Genomic DNA, 22,238 nt, shown 5'->3' on the forward strand with positions numbered 1-22,238 from the left:
TTAACCCAATGTCTTCTTGATCGCTTCGATAACGCGGTCCGCCTGGAACGGCTTGACGATGAAGTCCTTCGCGCCGGCTTGAATCGCATCGATGACCATCGCCTGCTGGCCCATTGCCGAACACATGATCACCTTCGCATTCGAATCGAATTTTTTAATCTCCTTCAACGCGGCGATGCCGTCCATCTCCGGCATCGTAATGTCCATCGTCACAAGATCCGGCTTCAGCTCTTTATATTTTTCTACAGCTACCGATCCGTCCTGCGCTTCCCCCACAACCTCATAACCGTTTTTGCTCAGAATGTCCTTGATCATCATTCTCATGAATGCTGCGTCGTCTACGATTAAGATTTTGTTAGCCATACCTGTGTCAGTCCTCCCGAGACTATTGTAATTTTTGAATGCGATCCATTTGGCTGATGATATCGGTTACGCGAACACCGAAGTTTTCATCGATAACGACGACTTCTCCCTTGGCGATCAGCTTGTTGTTGACCAGAATGTCGACCGGTTCGCCGGCCAGCTTGTCCAACTCGATGATCGAGCCTTGGGAAAACTCCAATATATCTTTAATCAGCTTCTTGGTTCTCCCTAATTCTACGGTAACCTTCAGAGGAATATCCAGTAGTAAATTTAGATTCGTATCATCCGCATGAACGGACGGTCCCCCGAGATTGGAAAACTGCGCAGCCTGAACGTTGACGTTCCGTCCCGGAATACCGCCATAGTTGGCTGGGGCCGACGGCTGTTGGTACATCGGCTGCTGCGGCATCATTGGAGGCTGCATCATCGGTTGGCCATACATTGGCTGCTGGTAAGGCATCCCCGGCGGCTGCTGATACATTGGCTGCTGCTGATACGGATCGTAAGGCGGCATCTGCATCGGAGCGCTGTTGGCGTATCCGGCCATCGGATCAGGCTGCGGCGTCGGCTGCGGCGCTGTATAAGCGGCCGCGGCAGGCGGCTCGATCACGGGCGCGGCAGATGCCGGGGCCGGCTCGGGCTCCATGCCCGCTCCGCCGAGCAGAGTCGATACCATCTCCTTGGAGAAGGAAACGGTCAACAGCTGCATCAAGGTAGAGTCGATCAGATCGCCGATAATAAGCCGGAACGAAATTTTGACGAAAACTTCCTCGCGCGGCAGCTGGTCTTTTCCTTCGCCGTTGGGCAAATCCAAAATATTGATGCCCGGCGGGGAAATGTTGACAAACCGGTTAAAAATAGTCGACATCGATGTCGCCGACGATCCCATCATCTGGTTCATCGCTTCTTGCACGGCGCTGATATGGATTTCGGAAAGCTCCATATCGTCGGTGACATTACCCGTGCCGCCCATCATCAAATCCGCGATGACTTGAGCATCCCTCGTTTTGATAACGAGCAGATTGATGCCGTCAAAGCCGTCGACATAATTGACGTGAATCGCCACGTGCGGCCTTGGAAACTCCTTCTCCAGCTCCTCGCGCGCGATCATGGACACTTTGGGCGTCGTGATGTCCACTTTTTTGCCCAGCAGGGTCGATAAGGCGGTAGCCGCGCTGCCGAAGGTGATGTTGCCGATTTCTCCAAGCGCGTCCTGCTCGATCGGGCTCAAATAATCGTCAACGTTCGGGCTGCCGGCAGAGGACGCGCCGCCGCCGAAATCTTCGCTCGTCTGCCGCAGCAGGGCGTCGATCTCTTCTTGCGATAAATAATCTTTACTCGTCATTTTCTTCTTCCCCTTCGCTGACAATCTCCGTCACTTGTACGGCAAGCTTGTCTTTAACGGTACCCGGACTTCCGATAAATTTGAGTTTATCCCCTACTTTGATGTGCAGCCCGTCGTTTACGGGCTTATTTAAGGTAATGACGTCTCCGGCAGCCAAATTCAGAAATTCCTTGACGGTAATCAGCGATTCGCCAAGCTCGGCGATGACGGGCAGGTGCGCTTTGTATACCCGTTCCTGCAGCGCCTCCACTTCCTCGGGCGCGCGGCTTTTACGCTGCGACAAAAACTGGTGATGCACGGACAAGCGCGGCATAATCGGCTCGATGACGACATGGGGGATACACAGGTTAATCATACCGGTCGTATCGCCGATCTTCGTCGTAAGCGAGATAAGCGCGATCGTCTCGTTGGGTGACACGATCTGCATAAATTGCGGGTTCGTCTCCAGCGCCTCCATTCTCGGCGTCAGATCGATAACCGTCCTCCATGCTTCCTGCAAGCTTTCGAACGCTCTGCTGAATATGCGCTCCATGACGATCGTCTCAATTTCCGTAAGCGCGTTGATTTTGGGAGGCGAACTTCCGGGACCGCCCAGCAGCCGGTCCAGCATCGCGAAGGCTACGTTCGGATGAACCTCAAGCACCATCCGGCCTTCGAGGGGCTCCGCTTCGAATATATTTAAAATCGTCATTTTCGGTATGGATCGGATAAACTCATCATACGGCAGCTGCTCCACCTGCACGACGTTAATTTGCACGAACGTACGAAGCTGCGCCGAAAAATAAGTGGTCAAGTAACGCGCAAAGTTCTCATGAATTCGCGTCAGACTGCGAATATGGTCCTTGGAGAAGCGGACAGCGCGTTTGAAGTCGTACGCACGCACCTTTTTCTGCGTCTCTTCTTTTTTGAGCTCCTCGGCGTCCATTTCGCCGGACGAAAGCGCGGCGAGAAGGGCGTCAATCTCGTTCTGCGATAGTACGTCTACCAAAATTCATCACCCCCTTATCCGCGCATCCGCTTAGTTATTCGTGATGTTGATGTCCGTAATGTCCACACGCACCAATTTTCCTTTGGATAATATCGGGTTGATCTTATTGATTAGCGTCGTACTTATCAGATCCTGCCCTTTGGATCCGCCGACTTGATCCACCGTCAAATCCGCAAGGGTCTGCAAAATAATCGCTCTGACCCGAGGGGTCAGCAGGACGAATTCGTCTTTCGATTTGGTGTTGTCCATCAAAAACGAAAAATTGACTTTTACGTAATTTTTGCCCGCGAGATTGGTCGTGATATCCTTGATCTCCACGCTATTTGCTTTCTCTTCCTTGGCGGTCATCTTCTTCGCCTTTACGTTATCGACAGAGCTCGCCGCCTGCTCGGACGGATCGCCGCTCGGCGATTTTTTGTCCAAATAATCCCACAAAATAAAGCAGGCAAGTACAATTAAAGTGATCGCGATCAAAATCATGATCAGCCATTGCAGCATTTTGTTCTTGAACATGATTAGGGACCCTCCGGGATATTATTGTTCACCGCTACCCTGATCGATCCGACCTGATGCAGGTAAGTCTTTACGAGGCTCACCACATCCGTTACCTTCTCGGTAACGATAAATTTTTTCCCGGTCGTCAGCGTAATGAGCGTATCCGGCGTTTCCTCGATCGTTTCGATCAACAATGCGTTAATGGTCAGCCTGCTGCCGTTTAACCGTGTCACCGGTATCATGCTATCCCTCCAGAAATCGCGCACGGAACGCCCGATGTCAGGCAAGGGGGAAGCCCCCTCGCCTAACGATTACGCTTATCGTTTCAAGCTGAGCACTTCCTGCAAAACTTCATCCGAGGTCGTGATGATTTTGGAGTTCGCCTGAAAGCCCCGCTGCGCCACGATCATCTCGGTAAACTCGCCGGTCAGATCCACATTGGACATCTCCAGCTGGCCGGAAATAATCGCTCCCGTACCGAGCTCAGGATCATTCGGAACCGCGTATTCCACATCGTCTACGGATGCGTTAGGCGATACGCGATACATGTTGCCGCCCATCTTTTCCAAACCGGACGGGTTCGTCACCTTTACGACCGCCAGCTGCATGCCGTCAATCGGGGCGGACGTGCCGTCCACGTTGACGCCGATAAATTGACCGCTCTGATCGATGGAGAAAGCCGTAACCGCAGCCGGATCGATCGCCGGCAAGGGCGCTCCGCCCACGCCTACGACCCGGTAGCCGTCGGACGTGACGATCTGTCCGGCCGCGTCCATCTTGAAATTGCCGTCACGCGTTAGGAATATGCCTCCGTCTTCTCCGGATTGGACCGCAAAAAATCCGTCTCCGTCAATGCGTACGTCGGTGACGACGTTCGTCGTCATGGCACTGCCCGGCGTATGAATCGTATCGATGGCCGCGAGCGTGACGCCCAGCCCGATCTGCTTGGCGTTGACACCGCCTCTGCCATCGGCCGGAGCCGTAACACCGGACACCGACTGGCTCAAAATGTCCTTGAACATCGCGCGGCTTCCTTTGAAACCGATCGTGTTGACGTTGGCGATATTGTTGCCGATTACGTCAAGCTTCGTCTGAAAGCCTCTCATGCCCGATACGCCGGAATAAAGCGATCTTAACATTCGCGTTCCTCCTAAAATGTTGGTCGGGCTGCTTCATGCGATCCGCAACCCCGGGCTTCCGAAAAGGGCCGGCCCGTTCGCGCCGCTACAAAATCACGGCACTGTCGATTTGCGTAAATACGTTGTCCTTCATCGCCGCGCCATCCATTGCGGTCACGATCGTTTTGCTGCGGACGTTGACGATCATCGCCATGTTGTCCATCAAGATGAGCGACTCCTTCGCCCCCTTGGCTGCGGCTTTGTCGATGGCCGAGTTGATTTTGTCCATCTGCTCCGGCTTGAGCTCGATTCCCCGCTGCTGAAGCCTTACACCTGCATGATGACTAATCCGGACCAGACTGTCGCTAAATACGTCCTGAAACGATTTTGCCCCGGCCGGCTGACGGGCGTTCGCCTCGGCACGTTTGATGCCGGCAACCGATGAGACGGCGCCCGGATACATCTGGCCGATCGTCATTCGATCCGTCATGGGGAACACCTTCTACTTTTTGATCTCAATAATTTTATCGAGCGGCACTTCCTGCTCGCCGACAACCGCGATTTGCTTGTTGTCTTTGATCTTGATCGAATCGACGACACCGGACTGCGGCTGCTCCTTGCCCTTCTCGTCGATCTTCATCCAACCGACCGTCTGGCCAATCAGTGACGAGCTGAAGCCGATCGACTGCCGGAGCAGCTTCATATCCGTCGCCATATTGGTCATCTGCTCCACCGAGGTGAACGTCGCCATCTGGGCAATAAATTCCTTGTCCTCCAGCGGCTTCGTCGGGTCCTGATTGGACAACTGAGTCATTAAAATTTTCAAAAACTCGTCCTTGCCTAGGCTGCTGCTGCCTGTTTTTTGTTTCTCAACGGCGTTTTTATAATAAAACGTACCGTTCGAAACGCCGACTGTAGGCATTCGAATTCCTCCATCTTTACGGCCCGCTACACCGTTTCGTTAAACGAAGCACCGGCTGTGGCCGCTTTCGCTCCGGAGACGTTCTCCAATTCGGTCAAGAAATCGACTGGCGCAAGCTCGCGATCCGCTTGGTCGTCATTCTGGCGGCCGGACTGACCCGATTGCCGTTGCTGCTTCGATTCCTGAAACGATCCGGATTGCGGCGGATTGTATTGCGACACTTCGAGCCGATCGACCTGCAAGCCTTGCGTTTGCAGCATCGCTCTCAACTGCGCGAGCTGTCCTTCCAGCATTTCCTTGCCGTGAGCCGTGTCAGCCATAAATTGCGCGACGACTTGACCGTTGTGCATCGTGACTTTGACGTCGATATGACCGAGATGTTCCGGCATCAGCGTAATACGGACTTCCGACAAGCCGTTCGCCGTATGTACCTTCATGCTTTTCAAAGCCTTGGCCATCTCTTCGGCGAAACGATCCGCGTGAACGACATGCTCCTGCGGCTGAACCGGCGAAGCTGCGTTCGCATGGCGCACGATCGAATCCGGCTGAACCGGTGCCTGAGCGGCGCCCGAAGCCTGCATGTCCGTCTCAGCGCCGGATGCTTCCTGCTGGACCGACTGCTCGGCCGGCTGGATCGCCATCATATGCGGCATAACGGAGGCTTTGGCGGCCAGCGCTTCCAGCCTTCCTTTCAGGTCGGCTCCCCGCGCCAGCGTCTGGACGGCGGCCATATGGCGGCCTTCTTCCTGTCCGGCAGCAGCGTTGGCTGTTTTCCATCTCGACGCGTGAAGAGTGGCGGCGGCTGGAACGGCAACCGGCGCTTGCGGCTCGGCAACCGAAGGTCCCGGGATGGCGCTTGCCGCTTGCGGCGTCGCTTGCCCGCCCTTATCGGTTTCCCTTTGCATCATGGGCGCCAGCAGCTGTTCGAAGGAATCGACGAGCTGCACGATTTCCGGCTGATTAGGCTGCTGCTGCCGAAGGTCGTTTAACTGCCTAAGCGTTCTCAACAGTTCTGCATAGTTCCGCGATTGCATGGAGCCGTCCTGCACCTGTTGTGCCGGAGTCCCGGGCGATTCCGTCTCCGCAACCGGCTTCGCTTCGACCGGCTGCCACTGCTGAATAACCGCCTGAGCCAAATCAAGCAAAGCGATCATATTGTCCAGCGCATTCTGGTGGTGATCCGGAATCGTATCTTCGCCCTGCAAGCCGTTCAGCCACTCCTCCAGCAATTGCCCGCTTGATGTCCGGGTTCCTTCCGCTCCGGAAGCATCCGAAGCCGCCAGCAAGCGGACCAGAAGAGCGTCAAGGACAGATGACTGACCGAATCCGCTGACGCCGTCCTCCCCGGCCGTACCGTCCGGACTGCCCAGCAGCAAAGCGAGCGCATCGGCCAACTGCGCCGAATCGTTAGCAGACTGCCCGGAGAACAGTTTGGCCAGCACGTTGGCTGCTAGCAGGTTGCCTTGACCGGAAGCCTGCAGTCCGGCGCCGCTTTGCGTAAGCAGCGACTGAACGAGCGTATTGGCAAAAGCCGCATCGCCTCCGTTCGTTCCGGCAGAAGCGTTCCTGGATACAAGCACGCCAAGCGGAGCGTTTCCCCCGGGTTGCGTGGCGTTAAGCATCATAAAAGGATTGTTGCTCATTTTAAATTATCACCTCCTTTCCATGAAGCGTCCGCAACCTTCGCTTTAAGGAGTCAGCTTGGAGCTGAGGGCCGCAGCGACCTGCTTGTTGGCGTCGGATATGGCTGCGAGAACTTTGGCCCGACCGGCGCTGTCCATCGCGTTCAAAATATCCAGCACTTTCGCCGGGCTGCCCGTATTCATTTCAATCAGGATCGCAGCGGCGCTTTTCGGAACCATCTGCGAGAACGTCTGTCCCAAATCGTTCTTCGTTGCCGCAGGCACCGGCTTCTGGTCCTGCTGCTTGTTGACGTCGAGTCTTTCCTGAAGCGCGGCAATCTGCATGTCTTTTGCCGGAACGACGTCTTTCAACTGGATCGAGGCTTCCGCCGCAACTGCCGGCGTCATTTTCTCCAGCACCTTGCCACGATCGGCCGGTTTCATCTCGCTCAAGACAAGTACGCGTTCCTTCAGAGTCAGCGCCTCGAGAATCGGGGCCGATTTGCTCGGCATCATGCCGGCGTAGATCGACGCCAATTGCTGTACCTGAGCGCGGTACTGATCGTCGGTCTGCGTCTTGTTCTTCATCTTGTCTTCCATCTCGGTCAGTTGCGTCTTCAGTTCCTTGATCGTCTGATCTTTCTGCTGGCTTTGGCTGGAGGCGTTTTGCAGTTCGCTCTGCGCTTTCTCCAGTTGTGCCTTTAATTGTTCGACTGCCGCCGAATCGCCGGCAGCCGTTGTAGCTGCGGTCCCGCCGGAGCTGGAAGGCAGCGTCACCTTGCTTGACTTATCGGTCGTCTTTGGATCGGGTATCAGCTTCTCCAGCACCGGAACCTTGTTCGCTGCCTTCAATACATTATTCATGATGTTCGAATCGAAGAGCGCAAACATGACGCCGAGAAGCACAAGCAGGAAAATGATCGGGGTCGCAAAAAACAGAAATCGCTCGAACGCCCCGTATGAAGATTTTTCCGCTTCCGAATCCGCCATATCGCTAACCCCCTTCCGGTTGTAAGCTGCCGTCTATATCGTCTGGATGCGGCGAGTTAAAGCGATTTCGTCCAGTTCCTCCTGCTCTTTCTTCAGAAGCAATGCGGTAAACTGCGCTTGCGCCTTTTCTTTGGCTTTGGACCAAACCTTCTCTTCCATCATCTTTGCGGTCAGCGCCTGCTGCTTGTCGGCTACGTTGGCCTTGGCCCGCTCCACGTCGTGCGCCTTCAAGCGAATTTGCTGCTCCAGATGCTGCGAATACTGCTGAAGCAGCTGGATTTGCGAGATTGTCGTTCCGCGCGCCGCCTGCTCCAGCTCTTCGCCGACGCTTCTGCGCTCAACTTCCAGCTCTGACAGCGACTGCTCTTCCTGCTGCAGGCGTCCGATCGCTTCGGACAGCACCCACTCGGCCTGTTCTTTTTCGTTCGTCTTCAAATCAACCAGCTTTTGCAATGGATACCGGAACCTCATGCGCCTCTTTAGCCTCCGCCGAATTGTTCGACCAGTTGGTTGTAAGCCAGATTGTAGTCGATCTTTTCGCTCGTTTTTTGCCGCAAATAAGACCAGATCGTCTGAATATAGTCGAGAGAGGTATCTATCTCCAGGTTGGAACCCTTCTGGTACGCCCCGATATTAATAAGATCTTCCGAATCCTTATAGATGGATAATAATCGCTTCAACCGGTCGGCGGCATCGGTCTGCTGCTCCGGCACGATCTCCTTCATGCAGCGGCTGACGCTGGACAAGACATTAATCGCCGGGTAATGGCCTTTATGGGCTAAATTCCGGTCCAGGACGATATGCCCGTCCAGTATGCCGCGCACCGTATCGGCAATAGGCTCGTTCATATCATCGCCATCCACGAGCACCGTGTAAAATGCGGTAATCGAGCCTTTCGGACCGGTCCCCGCCCTTTCCAGCAGCTTGGGCAAATTGGCGAACACGGAAGGGGTATAGCCCCTTGTCGCCGGGGGCTCGCCGATCGCCAGCCCGACCTCGCGCAGCGCCATCGCATACCGGGTCACCGAATCCATCATCAACATCACGTTCAAGCCCCGGTCGCGAAAATATTCGGCGATCGTCGTCGCGATCAGCGCGCCCTTCATCCGGATCAAAGCCGGCTGGTCGGACGTTGCCACCACCACGACGGAACGGGCCAAGCCCTCCGGTCCGAGATCCCGTTCGATAAAATCGAGCACCTCGCGTCCGCGCTCGCCGATTAGACCGATGACGTTCACATCCGCCGAAGTATTGCGCGCAATCATGCCCATCAGCGTACTTTTGCCGACGCCGGAACCGGCGAATATGCCTACGCGCTGGCCTTTGCCTAGCGTCAGCAAGCCGTCGATACAACGCACGCCGACGCTGATCGGCTCGTGCACGCGCGGACGGTTTAACGGGTTGTTCACAACCGCGTTCGTCGAATAGTGAGGCATTCGCGTCGGTAAAAACGATCCGTCCAGCGGCTGTCCGAGCCCATCCAGCACTTTACCGAGCAGCTCGTGTCCGACCTGTACGGTAAGAGGCTTGCCGGTACCGACCACATCGCAGCCGGGTCCGATCGAATGCAGCTCTCCGAGCGGCATAAGAATCACTTTATTGTTGCGAAAGCCGACCACCTCGGCCTTCAACGGCTGCGCAGACTTGAACGGATAAATGTAACATACGTCGCCGACGCTGGCGTCGGGTCCTTCCGACTCGACCGTAAGTCCGATGACCTGCGTCACTTTGCCGTTTACCCGGATCGGGTCGATATGCCGCAAATAATCGATGTATTTGTGCGCTTGGGGAGCATTATTCATCCGCGTAAGCTCCTTCGCTTCGGAATGCTACCTGCTGCAAGCCTTTTTTGATTTCGTTCAGCTGCGTGTCGATTCTCGCGTCGATGCTGCCGAACGAAGAACGGATCACGCAACCTTGATCGCGTACGGTCGGATCGGGAATAATTTGCAGCTCCGCTTGCGAATCGATAGCAAGCATCAATTCCTCGCGCGAGTCGACGACGAACTGGAAGTGATCGGCCGATACGCACAAGGTGATAATACCTTGCTCTCTGCGGCGGAGCAGCACTTTCTTGATCAGCTCGACGGACCATTCCGGCTCCAGGGACAGCTGCCTGCCGACAATTTTCTCGGCGATCGAGCAGCTCAGCTCGATCAGAAACGGCTCCGACTCCTGAATCAACTGATGCTTGAGCGTCACGGCGCTCTCGATGATCGTCCGGGCTTCGGCCAGCAGCTGCTCGTATTGGCCGTGAACTTCCGCGGTCGCTTCCTCGTAGCCTTGCCGATAGCCGGTCTCGCGACCGGCCTCCCGCGCTTCGTCGGCCGTACGCGCGTCCTCCGCCCTTCGCTCGTCCCACCAGCCGTTTATTTCATCGCTCGCTTCCTGACGAATACGAGCGGCGTCTTCGTTCGCCAGGGCGACGACCGATTCGGCGTAAGACTCGGCGTCCTGAATGATTTGTTCCTTCGCGGCAAGCGCCGCGGCCACCTCGGCGGGGATCGACTCCTCTTGAACCGCTTCGGCGTCCTCGCCTGCTTCCGGCTCTTGCTCGGAAAAAATTTCGGCCACTGCAACTTGGATCAGCTTTTTATCGTCTATAGGGATATAATGCGTCGCTTTGATGACGTTAGACAATGATATCGTCTCCCCCGCCGCGAGCGATAATGATTTCTCCTGCCTCTTCCAAACGACGGATTGTCGCCACAATGCGCGTCTGCGCCTCTTCGACGTCGCGCAGCCGTACAGGCCCCATATACTCCATTTCTTCCCGGAACGTCTCCGCCATGCGCTTGGACATATTCCGGAAAATGACTTCGCGCACTTCCTCGCTGGCCACTTTCAGGGCAAGCTGCAGGTCGGCGTTTTCGATATCCCGTATAATGCGCTGAATCGAGCGATTGTCGATATTGACGATATCCTCGAATACGAACATCCGCTTCTTGATTTCCTCGGCCAGCTCCGGGTCTTGGATTTCCAGCGAGTCGAGAATCGTCCGTTCGGTTCCGCGGTCGACCCCATTCAAAATTTGCACGATCGCTTCGATGCCGCCTGCCGATGTGTAGTCCTGCGTTACGGTCGAGGACAGCTTCTGCTCCAATACGCGCTCTACTTGGTTAATGACTTCCGGCGACGTGCTGTCCATCATCGCGATCCGCTTCGCTACGTCAGCCTGCTTTTCCTGAGGCAGCGAGGACAAAATGATCGAAGCCTGGTCAGGCTGCAAATACGACAAAATGAGCGCGATCGTCTGCGAGTTTTCATTTTGAATAAAGTTCAAAATTTGCGCAGGATCGGCTTTGCGCGCAAAGTCGAACGGCCTGACCTGCAAGGTGGCTGTCAGACGGTTGATAATATCCATTGCCCGGCTGGTGCCGAGCGCCTTCTCCAAAATTTCTCTGGCGTATTGAATACCGCCCTGCGAAATATATTCCTGAACCAAGCAAATCTGATGAAATTCGGCCAGAATCGCTTCCTTCTCGGCGCTATCCACTTTTCTCACATTGGCGATTTCAAGCGTCAACTGCTCGATCTCTTCCTCGCGCAAATGCTTGAATATTTGAGCGGATACTTCCGGCCCGAGACTGATGAGCAAAATGGCGGCCTTTTGTCGCCCGGTCAATCCTTGCTGCACCGCTTTTGCCACAGGAGTCCCCCCTTATTCATCCACTAGCCACGTACGCAGCAAATTTACGAACTCCTCCGGCTTTTTCTTGGCGAGCCCTTCCAACTGTTTGCGAACCTGATTTTCGTTGGCGTTTTCCATATCGATCGTCGGCAGTTCGATCCGAGTCGGCGGAGACAGCTCCTCTTCGGCCGGTACGGCCTGCTGCTGTCTTCTCCGGCGGATGAAATATCCGGCCGCTCCGGCAATCGCCATCGCCGCAACGCCGATGCCGCCCCACATCCAATAGTTGATCGCAGTTTGTGCCGTTGCCGGCGTATCCGCGAACGGCTGGGCGAACAGCGTCACTTTGCGCCCGATATCGTCCGGGGTAAACGTCTGCCCGCTGTCTGCAAGCGTTGCCGAGACAATGCTCACCAGCGTTCTTTGAATATTGTCCTTCATTTCCTGGGTCAGCGAGGCCGGATCGTTTTTCACAGGAGGCTCGATTCCGACACTTATCGACAAATCTTTGACGATGAAAGGACTGGACACGATCTCATTCGTGATCCGATTGACTTCGTAATTGACGATCCGATTCGTCTCTTCCGATTCCGTACGCCCGCCTGCCGCTTGCCCGCCTTGGTACGTCGGAACATCGGTAGTGCCCGTCCCCGGTACGCCGCCGGTCGGATTGCCGTTGCTCGAAGCGGACTTGTTGTTCTCCTGCGTACTGATTTCGATGCCTTTGCCGTCCACGGTATTCACCGGAGTCACCAGATTTTGCCGGCTGGTCTTCTGATCGAAGTTCAAAGTGGAGATAACGCTGACGACCACTTTGTCGGGAGCGTACATTTTCCCTAGCAAACTCATAATATTTTTTTGCAGCTCGTTCTGAAACTGATTCCTGACCTGGAATTGCTGCTGAATTTGACCGGAAGTGCCCGCTATCGCCCCGTTCGTTTTGGAGTACGCAAGCAATTCCCCATTCTGGTTGGAAATCGTAATATTCTCGTATTTCAGTTTCGGAATCGTCTTGGCGACCAAGTTGTACATCGTATCGATTTGAGCCTGATCGAACCGGTAACCGTTCTCGATAATCAACATGACCGAAGCTGTTGATTCCTGAGGCTGGGTCGACAAAAACGCGCTGTCCTTCGGAACCGTGATCAACACTTTGGAGCTGGCAACGCCGTTGATTTGATTGAACATTTGTTGAATTTCGCCTTGCATCGCATTAATCAGCTTTACGTTGAACTCGTTGTCGGACATCCCGAACGTATTGCTTCCTTCAAATGCGCCGTAACCGAGCGAGCCGTTCTTGTTCAAGCCTTGTGATTCGACATCGAGCTTGATCGAAGCGGCCGCGCTTGCCGGAACCGCTATGCTCGTGCCGTCGGGGCTGAGCTGATAAGCGACTTTGGCATTATCCAAATACTTCTTGATGTTGGCTGCGTCGTTCGGCTGCAGGTTGCGGAACGCCGTTACATATTCCGTTTTCGATAAATTAATGGATGTCAAAATAATGACGGCTATCAAAATTGCGATCGTGCCGAATATCATATATTTTTGATTTTTGCTTAGCTGTTTCCAATATTGAGTCGCTTTGTCCCGATATTGGACCAATGTCTCGTTCACTATGTCACCCCGCCCGGGAATCTGCTGCGCCTACCTGGTTGAATTAAATCTGGGTCCTCATTACCTCCTGGTACGCTTCGATCACTTTGTTGCGAAGCTGTACGGTCATTTCCAGGCTGAGCGAGAGCTTCTCCGCAGCTATGGTCAGTTGGTGGACATCCGCGATTTGGCCGGTTACGAATTGGTCGTTCAACTTATCGACGGCGCTCGTCTGTTTGTTCAACCCATTCATGGCGTCGTTCAGAAACGAGCCGAAGTCTTTGGCAAGCTGGGCCGCGCCTTCATCGGCGTTCGGTCCGGCGGACGCGGACACTAGCGGTTTTTTCGGTAAAAATCCGATTTGCTGAATCATGTTTCAAACCCCTCTGAGCGGTTTATAGTATGTATAACGGCTTTTATTTGCCGATCTCCAATGCTTTGGCGACCATCGATTTCGTAGCGTTCAGAGCGGTTACGTTTGCTTCGTAGGAACGGGTGGCCGACATCATATCGACCATTTCTTTCAAAATGTCGACGTTAGGCATTTCGACATATCCGCGCTCGTCGGCGTCCGGATGAGTAGGATTATAGACTTGTTTGAAGGGGGCTTCGTCCTCGAATACGCGGGACACGCGCACACCCTCGCCCGTCGCTTCGCCAAGCGACTTTTGCAGTAGCTGGGAAAAAACGCCCGGTTCTTTCGCCTCCATCGTCACCACCTTGCGCTGGTAAGGCACCCATCGGCCGTCGACCAGCTTGCCGCGGGTCGTGTCCGCGTTGGCGATGTTTGAGGATATGACATCCATGCGAAACCGCTGCGCGGTTAGTGCGGAAGAACTAATGTCAAATCCGTTTGTAAGCTTCATTCATTATCTCCCCCCATTCAGTGCGGTGCGGTAGTTTTTCAGATCGTGGCTGACCTGACCGATCAGGACGTTGTAGCGCAGCTGGTTTTTGGCCAGGAGCGTCATTTCGTAATCGATGTCGACATTGTTCATGTTGTTGTTCATGATCGTGTTCTCATCCGTTACGACCTCCGGGACGGCAGGAGCGGCAGGACGTCCGATCGGGATATGCCTCGCATCGGTACGGCGGCCTTGAATCGACTTATTTGTCAATTCCTTCTCTAGCAGCTCTTCGAACTGCACATCAGACCGTTTGAAATACGGGGTATCCTCGTTTGCGACGTTATTCGCTATCACTTTTTGTCGAAATGTGGCCGCTCCCAAAGTCCGTTCCATCAACCCAAGGCTCGGAGTATCCCAAAAAGCCATTCCAAATACCCACTTTCGCTAAAGTTATGTAATTTCTAATTCTTCATTCACCGCGAATATTCCTTCCGCGTGTTAGAAAATGTCTAAAAAAATTTTGTAAATTGTCTATTTTTGTAACAATGCGAACCATATATATATTCCATCTAGTCACAAAAGTTTACAATAAGCAAAAAGCCCTATCTTTTCCTCAAGACAGGGCTTTGGTCACTATATTCTAGTCATCTAGGCTCTGGCGTTAGCGACGCTCTGCATCAACTGGTCGTTTAATATTTTGATATAGGTCCCCTTCATACCCAACGACCGGGTCTCGATGACCCCCGCGCTCTCCAGCTTGCGCAGCGCGTTGACGATCACAGAACGGGTTATGCCGACCCTGTCCGCTATTTTGCTGGCCACGAGGAGCCCTTCTCTGTCCTTCAATTCCTCGATAATATGATCGACGGCTTCCATCTCGCTGTAAGACAACGAATTGACGGCGACCTGCACGACCGCCTTGCTTCTGGCGTCCAGCTCGATTTCCTCCGCATGCTCGCGCAGGATTTCCATGCCGATAATTGTCGAACCATATTCGGCCATAATGAGATCGTCGTCGATGAACGAATCGCCGCCCCGCGTCAGCACGACCGTGCCGAGACGGTCTCCCCCGCCAATGATTGGGATAATAGTCACATGAGCCTGAGAAAAAAACGAATGTATTTTTTCCGTAAACATGAAGTAAGGGCTATCCGAATCCCCATTGGACGAGGTTTCTTCGATTCGTTTTAAAATATTATTATACTCTTCGGGCAAACGCCGGCTCTGCACGATCATATCGTGAAGCGTGTCGGACGAAAACTGTTCGATAACCGCATAGCCGAGCAGCTTCCCTTTGCGGCTGATCACAAAAATATTCGCTGCGATCAGATCGCGCAGCACCTCCGACATTTCCATAAAGCTGACGGCGTTCCCCGCCGCTCTTTGCAGCAGACGGTTCAAGCTTCTTGTCTTGCTCAGTAAACTCATGATTGGGGCCTCCCGGGTATTGCAGAACCTGCCAGTCGGACAGAACCTACAAAATATATTGGCTCAAGTCGCGATTTTGCGCGATGCCGGCGACCTTCTCTCGTACGTATTCAGGCGTAATCAAGATGTGGTCGAGCGTAATGTCCGGCGCTTCGAACGATAAATCCTCCAGCAGCTTTTCCAAAATCGTATGCAGCCTGCGCGCGCCGATATTGTCCGTATTCTGGTTCACGTCGGCGGCGATGCGGGCCAGCTCGGCAATCGCTTCGTCGGAAAACTCCACGCGGATGCCTTCCGTTTCCAGAAGTGCCGTGTACTGCTTTGTCAGGGCGTTTTGCGGCTCGGTCAAAATAAGCACGAAATCTTCCTGCGTCAGGTTCGTCAGCTCCACACGGATCGGGAACCGGCCCTGCAGCTCGGGAATCAAATCGGACGGCTTGGCGATATGGAACGCTCCGGCCGCTACGAACAACACGTAATCGGTTTTGACCGGTCCGTACTTGGTCATGATCGTCGAGCCTTCCACGATCGGCAAAATGTCGCGCTGCACGCCCTCGCGGGACACGTCCGGCCCGCCGCTTCTTCCGGAGCTGGCGATTTTGTCGATCTCGTCGATGAAAATGATGCCCGACTGCTCGGCGCGCTTGACCGATTCCTGAACGACTTCGTCCATGTCGAGCAGCTTCTGCGCTTCCTCTTGAATGAGCACCTGTCTGGCTTCCTTGACGGTCAGCTTGCGCTTCTTCGTCCGTTTCGGCATCAGGTTGCCGAACATCTCCTGCATATTCATGCCCATCTGTTCGTTGCCTTGACCGGCAAACATGTCGAGCATGGATGGAGCGGCGTCCTCTACCTCGATCTCGATTACCTGATCCTCCAGCTCACCCTTCAGCAGCTTCTGCTTCAGCTCCTGACGGCGTCCCAATACGCCCGGATCGGCTTCTTCCTTCTCGGCGCTGCCTGCGTTCGAGCCGCTGAACAGCATCTCCAGCGGGTTGCGCTGCGTCTTGCCCGTGGAGGCGGACGGCGCCAGCAAGGCGACAATGCGCTCGTTGGCCAGCTCCTCGGCCTTGTCGCGCACCTTCTCCATTTTCTCCGCCTTGACCATGCGGATGGCGGTTTCGACCAGGTCGCGGACCATCGACTCCACGTCGCGGCCGACGTAACCGACTTCGGTGAATTTGGTCGCTTCGATCTTGACGAACGGCGCATTGACCAGCTTCGCCAGCCGGCGCGCGATTTCCGTCTTGCCGACCCCGGTCGGTCCGATCATCAAAATATTTTTGGGCACGATCTCGTCCCGGATCGTTTCGTCCAGCAGACTGCGCCGGTACCGGTTGCGCAGCGCCACGGCGACCGATTTCTTCGCCTGCTTCTGCCCGATAATGTATTTGTCCAGCTCCGCCACGATTTGCCTCGGCGTCAGAGCGCGATTGTTCATGGAAGTCCCTCCCGACCGCATAGGCGTTTATATTTCTTCCACAATAATATTCCGGTTCGTAAACACGCAAATATCGGCCGCCGTTTCCAGCGAAGCCTTGGCGATTTCTTTGGCTGACATCTGTCCCGCATACTGCTTCAGAGCGCGGCCGGCGGCGAGCGCAAAGCTGCCTCCCGAGCCGATGGCAAGGATGCCGTCGTCCGGCTCGATAATTTCCCCGTTGCCGGATATGAGCAGCAGGCTTTGCGAATCCATGACGATCATCATCGCTTCGAGCCTTCGCAACACGCGGTCGGAGCGCCAATCTTTGGCGAGCTCTACGGCCGCCCGGAGCAAGTTGCCCTGATGCTCCTCCAGCTTGGCCTCGAATTTCTCAAAAAGCGTAATCGCGTCGGCGACCGAGCCGGCGAAACCGGCCACGACCTTGCCCCGATATAGGCGGCGTACTTTCTTCGCCTGGGATTTCATGACCATGCTGTTGCCGAACGTCACCTGGCCGTCGCCGGCGATGGCCCCTTGGCCCCCATGACGAATGGCGAATATCGTAGTTGCGTGAAAATCGCCCACTTCAATCCCCCCTCATATGTAATTGCTATAGGACGGACAAACGAGAAACAGCACCAAACATCGCGTTCTGCTGCTGTTTCTCGTAACTGGCACTTATTTGGTCGATCGTCTAAACGGCATCACGCTTCGAATGCTAGCGAAATAAAATTCCAACCCCGCCTTCATTCTTCGAAAAACATTTTCATCGTACCATAGGACAACAACTAGTTACAAGTTAAATTGTGTACATTATATGAAAAATTCTGAATTGTTTCAAGAGCCCGTTCAACGAGCAGCTCGTTTTTGCGCTTTTTATCGCGGATTTTTTGCTCCAGCGGCGGCAGCAAGCCGAAATTGGCGTTCATCGGCTGAAAATGCTTCGAGTCGGCGGTCGTGATGTAATGAGCCATGCTTCCCAATGTCGTTTCCGGCGGCACGACGAGACAGCTTTGCCCTCTGGCCATCCGTCCGGCGTTCAGCCCGGCGATCAGGCCCGATGCGGCCGATTCCACATAACCTTCCACGCCGGTCATTTGTCCGGCGAAAAACAAGTTGTCCCGCCCTTTGAACTGATACGTCGGGTGCAGCAGCTTCGGAGAGCTGATGAACGTGTTGCGGTGCATGACGCCGTAGCGGACAAATTCGGCATTCTCCAATCCCGGGATAAGCGAGAACACGCGCTTCTGCTCGCCCCACTTCAAGTGGGTCTGAAAGCCGACCAGATTGTACAGCGTGCCTGCCGCATTGTCCTGGCGCAGCTGCACGACCGCGAACGGCTGCTTGCCGGTGTGCGGGTTGATCAGCCCGACCGGCTTCATCGGCCCGAACAGGGCGGTCTGGCGCCCCCGCTTGGACATGACCTCGATCGGCATGCATCCTTCGAAATAAATCTCTTTCTCGAATTCTTTGACGGGGGCCGTCTCGGCCGTAATTAGCGCCTCGTAGAAAACGTCAAACTCCGCCTCGGTCATCGGGCAGTTCAAATAAGCGGCTTCCCCCTTGTCGTAGCGGGAAGCCAGATACACTTTGCTCATGTCGATCGAATCTTTCTCCACGATCGGCGCGGCGGCATCGTAGAAATACAAATACTCCTCGCCCGTCAGCCGCTTCAGCATATCCGACAACGCCGGCGACGTAAGCGGACCGGTAGCGACCACGGTAATGCCCTCCGGAAGCTCGGTCAGCTCCTCGTTACGCACTTCGATAAGCGGATGGGACCGCAGCGTCGTCGTCACTTCTTCGGAAAAACCGTCCCGGTCGACGGCCAGAGCGCCGCCAGCGGGCACCGCGTGCTTATCGGCGCTACGCATAATAAGCGAGTTCATCCGGCGCATTTCTTCTTTTAATACGCCGACTGCATTCGTCAAGCCGTTGGCCCGCAGCGAATTGCTGCACACCAGCTCGGCAAATTTATCGGAAATATGGGCCGGCGTTTTGCGCACCGGCCGCATCTCGTACAGCACGACCGGAACGCCTTGACTCGCGATCTGCCATGCCGCCTCGCTGCCGGCCAAGCCGGCGCCGATGACGGTTACTTTGCTTGCCTCTGTCACGATTACAACCTCCAGCTCGTTCTCCCTTGCCTCTTCGGACCGGGGCAGGCGGACAGCCCCGGCCACCGCGGCTTAATCCGCGTCGCCTTCGGCGTCCGCCTGTTGATTTTCTTCTTTATATCCGCACTCGGCGCATTGCAGGAAGGCGCCGGCTTTCGTGTTTTTCTCCACCAGCATGCCGTTGCAGGTCGGGCACGGCTTCTCGGCCGGCTTATCCCAGGAAACGAAATCGCATTCCGGGTATTTGTCGCAGCCGTAGAAGACTCGGCCCTTTTTGCTCCGCCGCTCGACCACTTGGCCTTCCTTGCATTTCGGGCAAGTCACGCCGATGTCCTTGACGATCGGCTTCGCGTTGCGGCAGTCGGGGAAGCCCGAGCAAGCCAGAAATTTGCCGAACCGGCCCATTTTGATAACCATATGGCGGCCGCACTTTTCGCAAAGGATGTCGGTGACCTCGTCCTGGATCTCGACCTCCTTCATTTCTTCCTCGGCGACGGCCAGCCGCTTCTCGAAGGTCGAATAAAATTCGTCCAGCACTTTGACCCAGTCGACCTTGCCTTCTTCGACGAAGTCCAGCTCTTCTTCCATATGGGCCGTAAACTCCACGTTGAGAATTTCCGGGAAAAATTCAGCCATCAGTTGGATGACCAGCTCGCCCAGCTCCGTAGGCACGAACTTCTTGTCTTCCATGGCGACATAGCCGCGCTTTTGAATCGTCTCCAGCGTCGGGGCGTACGTGCTCGGCCGGCCGATGCCCATTTCTTCGCATACGCGAACGAGACGGGATTCGGAGTAGCGCGGAGGCGGCTGCGTGAAATGCTGCTTCGGCTCGATATCGTTTTTGACGAGCACGTCTCCCTGCTTCAGTACCGGCAAATATTTCTCGTCCTCGGTCGTACCGTCGTCGTTGCCCTCGACGTATACCTTCATGAAGCCGGGGAACTTGATCTTCGAACCCGCCGCCCGGAACGTCGTATCGGACACCGCAATGTCGACGGTCATCGTATCGAGTACCGCGGAAGCCATTTGGCTCGCCACGAAACGCTCCCATACGAGCTTGTAAAGACGGTGCTGGTCACGGCTCAGGAACGGTTTGAGCTCCTCGGGCGTTTTGCCTACCGCTGTCGGACGTATCCCTTCGTGAGCGTCTTGGGCGTTGGCGTTTTTCTTCAAATAAATGCGCGGCGTTTCCGGATAATAGTTCGCTCCGTAAGCCGACGCGATATATTCTTTCGCTTCTTCCTGGGCAACGGGAGAAATCCGGGTGGAGTCGGTACGCATATAAGTGATCAGGCCGACCGTCCCTTCTTTCCCCAGATCGATCCCTTCATACAGCTGCTGGGCGACCTGCATCGTCTTGGCAGCCCGGAAATTGAGCTTGCGTGCCGCCTCCTGCTGCAGCGAGCTCGTAATAAACGGCGGCGCCGGGTTGCGCTGGCGCTCCTTCTCCCTCACTTCGCTTACGGTAAAAGGCGATTGTTCGATCCGCGCCAAAATCTCGTCAACCTCGGACTGGCGGTTCAGCTCCAGCTTTTCCCCGTTTACGCCGTAAAATTTCGCATCGAATTCGGTGCCGTTCACCGCCAGTTTGGCCGTAATCGACCAATACTCCTCGGGGACGAACGCCTTGATCTCGTTCTCGCGGTCAATAATGAGCTTTACGGCGACCGATTGCACCCGACCGGCCGATAGTCCCTTCTTGACCTTCTTCCACAGCAGAGGGCTGATTTTGTAGCCGACAAGGCGGTCCAGAATGCGCCGCGCCTGCTGGGCGTTGACCAGATCCATATCGATCGGCCGCGGTTGCTTGAAGGCGTCCTTGACCGCCTGCTTCGTAATCTCGTTAAAAACGACCCTGCAAGGCTCCGTTCCGCTCAGCTCGAGGTAATGCGCCAAATGCCAGGCGATCGCCTCGCCCTCGCGATCGGGGTCAGCCGCGAGATAAATGTTTTTCACTTTGCGGCTGGCGTCCTTCAATTCCTTCAGAATGGACCCCTTGCCCCGGATCGTAATATATTTCGGTTCGAAATCTTTATCCACTTCTACGCCGATCTGACTTTTCGGAAGATCCCGGATATGTCCCATGGACGCTTTGACGATAAACTTGCTGCCCAAATACTTGCCGATCGTTTTCGCTTTTGCGGGTGACTCCACAATGACCAATGAATCTGCCATAGGCTAACCGCCCTCCCCTCGAACTTTATGAACTCCTGTACGCTGTATGCAAAGGTCTAGCCGTACTTTGCGAATGTTAAAGCTTCGTATAGAAAGAGCCGGGCAGCGGCTCAATCTCTTTTTTCAAAATTAAATTTAACAGAACTGAATGCAAATGTCCAAATTCATACCCGGTGAGGACAAGCAATTCGTCAAAGGCGACCGGCTCGGCGGCCAGTAAATCGAGCAGTTTGCGCTCGTCCCCGGTCCCCGCGAACCCAGTCGGGGCGCTGTTCCTGCCGCTTGCGCCGCCTGTCCGTGCGACGCCCGGATATTCCTCGAGAATATCTTCGACCCGGGCGACCATTTTCGCCCCTTGGCGGATCAACTCGAGCGTGCCCGAGCTTTTGGGCGACGTAGCCGGCCCCGGGACGGCGAACACGTCGCGCGATTGCTCCAGCGCCTGATCGGCCGTAATCAGCGAGCCGCTGCGTTCGGCCGCCTCGACGACGACCGTGCCGAGACTGAGTCCCGAGATGATCCGGTTTCGTTGCGGAAACAGCCCTGGCCTGATCGCCGTTCCGATCGGATATTCCGTCACGATGACCCCTTTCTGGATAATGTCGATCGCTAGTGAAGCGTTTTCAACCGGATACACGGAATCGGCCCCGCAGCCGAGTACGGCGATCGTGCTTCCTGCTCCGGCCAGCGCCCCGCGATGAGCGCTCGCATCGATCCCTCTCGCCAGTCCGCTTGCCACGCAGACGCCGGCGTCAGCCAGCTTCTTGCCAAGCTCATAAGCCATTTTCTTCCCGTATGCCGTCGGCGAGCGGGTCCCGACCATGGCAATCGCAGCATTCGACAGCAGCCGCGCGTCGCCCCGGACGTACAGCACCCAAGGTGGCTGCGCAATTTCTTTTAGCAGGGGCGGATAATTCGCGTCCAAAGCGGTCAGGACGGCTATTCCTTTTGTCCGGTACAGTTCCAGCCTCTGAACGATAAAGTCTTCTGTCAGGTTGTCGCAGATCGCAACCGCGATATTCGGCTTTAACCCGAATCCGGCCAAATCCGCTGGCTCCGCCGCCAACAGACCGCTCAAGGCGCCCGATGTCGCCGCGACCAGCCGTTCGATCGTTTTCCAGCCGATTCCCTTTAACTCGTGCAATCCAAATAATACAATACGGTCGTTTAACAAGTAAAG

Annotated in this window: 24 protein-coding genes; all 24 read right to left on the reverse strand. The window is 55.2% G+C overall.

The annotated features are described in order from the left end of the window. Positions 1 to 363: a response regulator gene (locus ABD796_RS16925; protein ID WP_344909504.1), complete on the reverse strand. Its 363-nt coding sequence runs from the start codon at positions 361 to 363 to the stop codon at positions 1 to 3. Positions 364 to 385: 22 nt separating this feature from the next. Further along, entirely contained in the window at positions 386 to 1,708 is a 1,323-nt protein-coding gene (fliY, locus tag ABD796_RS16930) for a flagellar motor switch phosphatase FliY (RefSeq protein WP_344909506.1), read from the reverse strand. Continuing rightward, the gene (fliM, locus tag ABD796_RS16935) at positions 1,698 to 2,696 is read right to left on the reverse strand and encodes a flagellar motor switch protein FliM (RefSeq protein ID WP_344909508.1); all 999 of its coding nucleotides are present in this window, start codon (positions 2,694 to 2,696) and stop codon (positions 1,698 to 1,700) included. Before fliM ends, fliY begins: the two co-directional genes overlap by 11 nt. 30 nt (positions 2,697 to 2,726) lie before the next feature. Further along, positions 2,727 to 3,209 (reverse strand): flagellar basal body-associated FliL family protein, encoded by a 483-nt coding sequence (locus ABD796_RS16940; protein WP_344909510.1) that lies wholly within the window; start codon positions 3,207 to 3,209, stop codon positions 2,727 to 2,729. A 2-nt stretch (positions 3,210 to 3,211) separates the two neighbouring features. After that, positions 3,212 to 3,433: a flagellar FlbD family protein gene (locus tag ABD796_RS16945; protein ID WP_344909512.1), complete on the reverse strand. Its 222-nt coding sequence runs from the start codon at positions 3,431 to 3,433 to the stop codon at positions 3,212 to 3,214. A 75-nt stretch (positions 3,434 to 3,508) separates the two neighbouring features. Then, a complete protein-coding gene (locus tag ABD796_RS16950; RefSeq protein WP_344909514.1) occupies positions 3,509 to 4,330 on the reverse strand; it encodes a flagellar hook-basal body complex protein in 822 nt (273 codons plus the stop codon). Between the two features lie 85 nt (positions 4,331 to 4,415). Then, complete coding sequence (locus tag ABD796_RS16955) at positions 4,416 to 4,799, reverse strand: TIGR02530 family flagellar biosynthesis protein (protein WP_344909516.1); 384 nt, start codon at positions 4,797 to 4,799, stop codon at positions 4,416 to 4,418. 12 nt (positions 4,800 to 4,811) lie between these two features. Then, positions 4,812 to 5,231 carry a flagellar hook capping FlgD N-terminal domain-containing protein gene (locus tag ABD796_RS16960; protein WP_344909518.1) on the reverse strand — a complete coding sequence of 140 codons (420 nt, stop codon included), beginning with the start codon at positions 5,229 to 5,231 and terminating at the stop codon, positions 4,812 to 4,814. A gap of 26 nt (positions 5,232 to 5,257) precedes the next feature. Beyond that, a complete protein-coding gene (locus tag ABD796_RS16965; RefSeq protein WP_344909520.1) occupies positions 5,258 to 6,874 on the reverse strand; it encodes a flagellar hook-length control protein FliK in 1,617 nt (538 codons plus the stop codon). Positions 6,875 to 6,919: 45 nt separating this feature from the next. Next, a complete protein-coding gene (locus ABD796_RS16970; protein ID WP_344909522.1) occupies positions 6,920 to 7,843 on the reverse strand; it encodes a MotE family protein in 924 nt (307 codons plus the stop codon). Positions 7,844 to 7,876: 33 nt separating this feature from the next. Next, a complete protein-coding gene (gene fliJ, locus ABD796_RS16975; protein ID WP_344909524.1) occupies positions 7,877 to 8,314 on the reverse strand; it encodes a flagellar export protein FliJ in 438 nt (145 codons plus the stop codon). Between the two features lie 8 nt (positions 8,315 to 8,322). Then, the gene (gene fliI / locus ABD796_RS16980; protein WP_344909526.1) at positions 8,323 to 9,645 is read right to left on the reverse strand and encodes a flagellar protein export ATPase FliI; all 1,323 of its coding nucleotides are present in this window, start codon (positions 9,643 to 9,645) and stop codon (positions 8,323 to 8,325) included. Then, positions 9,638 to 10,483, reverse strand: a complete 846-nt coding sequence (locus tag ABD796_RS16985; RefSeq protein WP_344909528.1) for a FliH/SctL family protein — start codon at positions 10,481 to 10,483, stop codon at positions 9,638 to 9,640. Before ABD796_RS16985 ends, fliI begins: the two co-directional genes overlap by 8 nt. Then, positions 10,476 to 11,492: a flagellar motor switch protein FliG gene (gene fliG, locus ABD796_RS16990; RefSeq protein ID WP_344909530.1), complete on the reverse strand. Its 1,017-nt coding sequence runs from the start codon at positions 11,490 to 11,492 to the stop codon at positions 10,476 to 10,478. Before fliG ends, ABD796_RS16985 begins: the two co-directional genes overlap by 8 nt. Before the next feature lie 12 nt (positions 11,493 to 11,504). Next, positions 11,505 to 13,088, reverse strand: coding sequence for a flagellar basal-body MS-ring/collar protein FliF (gene fliF, locus ABD796_RS16995; RefSeq protein ID WP_344909532.1), 1,584 nt, complete (start codon positions 13,086 to 13,088; stop codon positions 11,505 to 11,507). Positions 13,089 to 13,131: 43 nt separating this feature from the next. Then, entirely contained in the window at positions 13,132 to 13,440 is a 309-nt protein-coding gene (gene fliE, locus ABD796_RS17000; RefSeq protein WP_344909534.1) for a flagellar hook-basal body complex protein FliE, read from the reverse strand. A 43-nt stretch (positions 13,441 to 13,483) separates the two neighbouring features. Then, entirely contained in the window at positions 13,484 to 13,933 is a 450-nt protein-coding gene (flgC, locus tag ABD796_RS17005; protein WP_344909536.1) for a flagellar basal body rod protein FlgC, read from the reverse strand. A gap of 3 nt (positions 13,934 to 13,936) precedes the next feature. Further along, positions 13,937 to 14,308, reverse strand: coding sequence for a flagellar basal body rod protein FlgB (gene flgB, locus ABD796_RS17010; RefSeq protein ID WP_344909538.1), 372 nt, complete (start codon positions 14,306 to 14,308; stop codon positions 13,937 to 13,939). Positions 14,309 to 14,563: 255 nt separating this feature from the next. After that, the gene (codY, locus tag ABD796_RS17015; RefSeq protein ID WP_344909540.1) at positions 14,564 to 15,343 is read right to left on the reverse strand and encodes a GTP-sensing pleiotropic transcriptional regulator CodY; all 780 of its coding nucleotides are present in this window, start codon (positions 15,341 to 15,343) and stop codon (positions 14,564 to 14,566) included. Between the two features lie 46 nt (positions 15,344 to 15,389). Beyond that, positions 15,390 to 16,784, reverse strand: coding sequence for an ATP-dependent protease ATPase subunit HslU (gene hslU, locus ABD796_RS17020; RefSeq protein WP_344909542.1), 1,395 nt, complete (start codon positions 16,782 to 16,784; stop codon positions 15,390 to 15,392). A 27-nt stretch (positions 16,785 to 16,811) separates the two neighbouring features. Beyond that, positions 16,812 to 17,351 (reverse strand): ATP-dependent protease subunit HslV, encoded by a 540-nt coding sequence (gene hslV / locus ABD796_RS17025; RefSeq protein WP_379119541.1) that lies wholly within the window; start codon positions 17,349 to 17,351, stop codon positions 16,812 to 16,814. 203 nt (positions 17,352 to 17,554) lie between these two features. Then, on the reverse strand, positions 17,555 to 18,883 hold the full coding sequence (gene trmFO, locus ABD796_RS17030) for an FADH(2)-oxidizing methylenetetrahydrofolate--tRNA-(uracil(54)-C(5))-methyltransferase TrmFO (protein ID WP_344909544.1): 1,329 nt from the start codon (positions 18,881 to 18,883) through the stop codon (positions 17,555 to 17,557). A gap of 72 nt (positions 18,884 to 18,955) precedes the next feature. Next, a complete protein-coding gene (gene topA, locus ABD796_RS17035; RefSeq protein WP_344909546.1) occupies positions 18,956 to 21,058 on the reverse strand; it encodes a type I DNA topoisomerase in 2,103 nt (700 codons plus the stop codon). 76 nt (positions 21,059 to 21,134) lie between these two features. Beyond that, on the reverse strand, positions 21,135 to 22,232 hold the full coding sequence (dprA, locus tag ABD796_RS17040; protein WP_344909548.1) for a DNA-processing protein DprA: 1,098 nt from the start codon (positions 22,230 to 22,232) through the stop codon (positions 21,135 to 21,137). Positions 22,233 to 22,238 lie beyond the last annotated feature (6 nt).

It is taken from the genome of Paenibacillus hodogayensis (assembly GCF_039536325.1).
Classification (GTDB): Bacteria; Bacillota; Bacilli; order Paenibacillales; family NBRC-103111; genus Paenibacillus_AB; species Paenibacillus_AB hodogayensis.

Bases quoted from the DNA above. Each gene is read 5' to 3' on its own strand.
- fliJ (WP_344909524.1), bottom strand. From the start codon at position 8,314: ATGAGGTTCCGGTATCCATTGCAAAAGCTGGTTGATTTGAAGACGAAC.
- flgC (WP_344909536.1), bottom strand. From the start codon at position 13,933: ATGAAGCTTACAAACGGATTTGACATTAGTTCTTCCGCACTAACCGCG.
- ABD796_RS16925 (WP_344909504.1), bottom strand. From the start codon at position 363: ATGGCTAACAAAATCTTAATCGTAGACGACGCAGCATTCATGAGAATG.
- topA (WP_344909546.1), bottom strand. From the start codon at position 21,058: ATGGCAGATTCATTGGTCATTGTGGAGTCACCCGCAAAAGCGAAAACG.
- ABD796_RS16960 (WP_344909518.1), bottom strand. From the start codon at position 5,231: ATGCCTACAGTCGGCGTTTCGAACGGTACGTTTTATTATAAAAACGCC.
- ABD796_RS16965 (WP_344909520.1), bottom strand. From the start codon at position 6,874: ATGAGCAACAATCCTTTTATGATGCTTAACGCCACGCAACCCGGGGGA.
- ABD796_RS16950 (WP_344909514.1), bottom strand. From the start codon at position 4,330: ATGTTAAGATCGCTTTATTCCGGCGTATCGGGCATGAGAGGCTTTCAG.
- ABD796_RS16970 (WP_344909522.1), bottom strand. From the start codon at position 7,843: ATGGCGGATTCGGAAGCGGAAAAATCTTCATACGGGGCGTTCGAGCGA.
- fliE (WP_344909534.1), bottom strand. From the start codon at position 13,440: ATGATTCAGCAAATCGGATTTTTACCGAAAAAACCGCTAGTGTCCGCG.
- flgB (WP_344909538.1), bottom strand. From the start codon at position 14,308: ATGGAACGGACTTTGGGAGCGGCCACATTTCGACAAAAAGTGATAGCG.
- ABD796_RS16940 (WP_344909510.1), bottom strand. From the start codon at position 3,209: ATGTTCAAGAACAAAATGCTGCAATGGCTGATCATGATTTTGATCGCG.
- fliI (WP_344909526.1), bottom strand. From the start codon at position 9,645: ATGAATAATGCTCCCCAAGCGCACAAATACATCGATTATTTGCGGCAT.
- ABD796_RS16945 (WP_344909512.1), bottom strand. From the start codon at position 3,433: ATGATACCGGTGACACGGTTAAACGGCAGCAGGCTGACCATTAACGCA.
- hslU (WP_344909542.1), bottom strand. From the start codon at position 16,784: ATGAACAATCGCGCTCTGACGCCGAGGCAAATCGTGGCGGAGCTGGAC.
- fliY (WP_344909506.1), bottom strand. From the start codon at position 1,708: ATGACGAGTAAAGATTATTTATCGCAAGAAGAGATCGACGCCCTGCTG.
- ABD796_RS16955 (WP_344909516.1), bottom strand. From the start codon at position 4,799: ATGACGGATCGAATGACGATCGGCCAGATGTATCCGGGCGCCGTCTCA.
- codY (WP_344909540.1), bottom strand. From the start codon at position 15,343: ATGAGTTTACTGAGCAAGACAAGAAGCTTGAACCGTCTGCTGCAAAGA.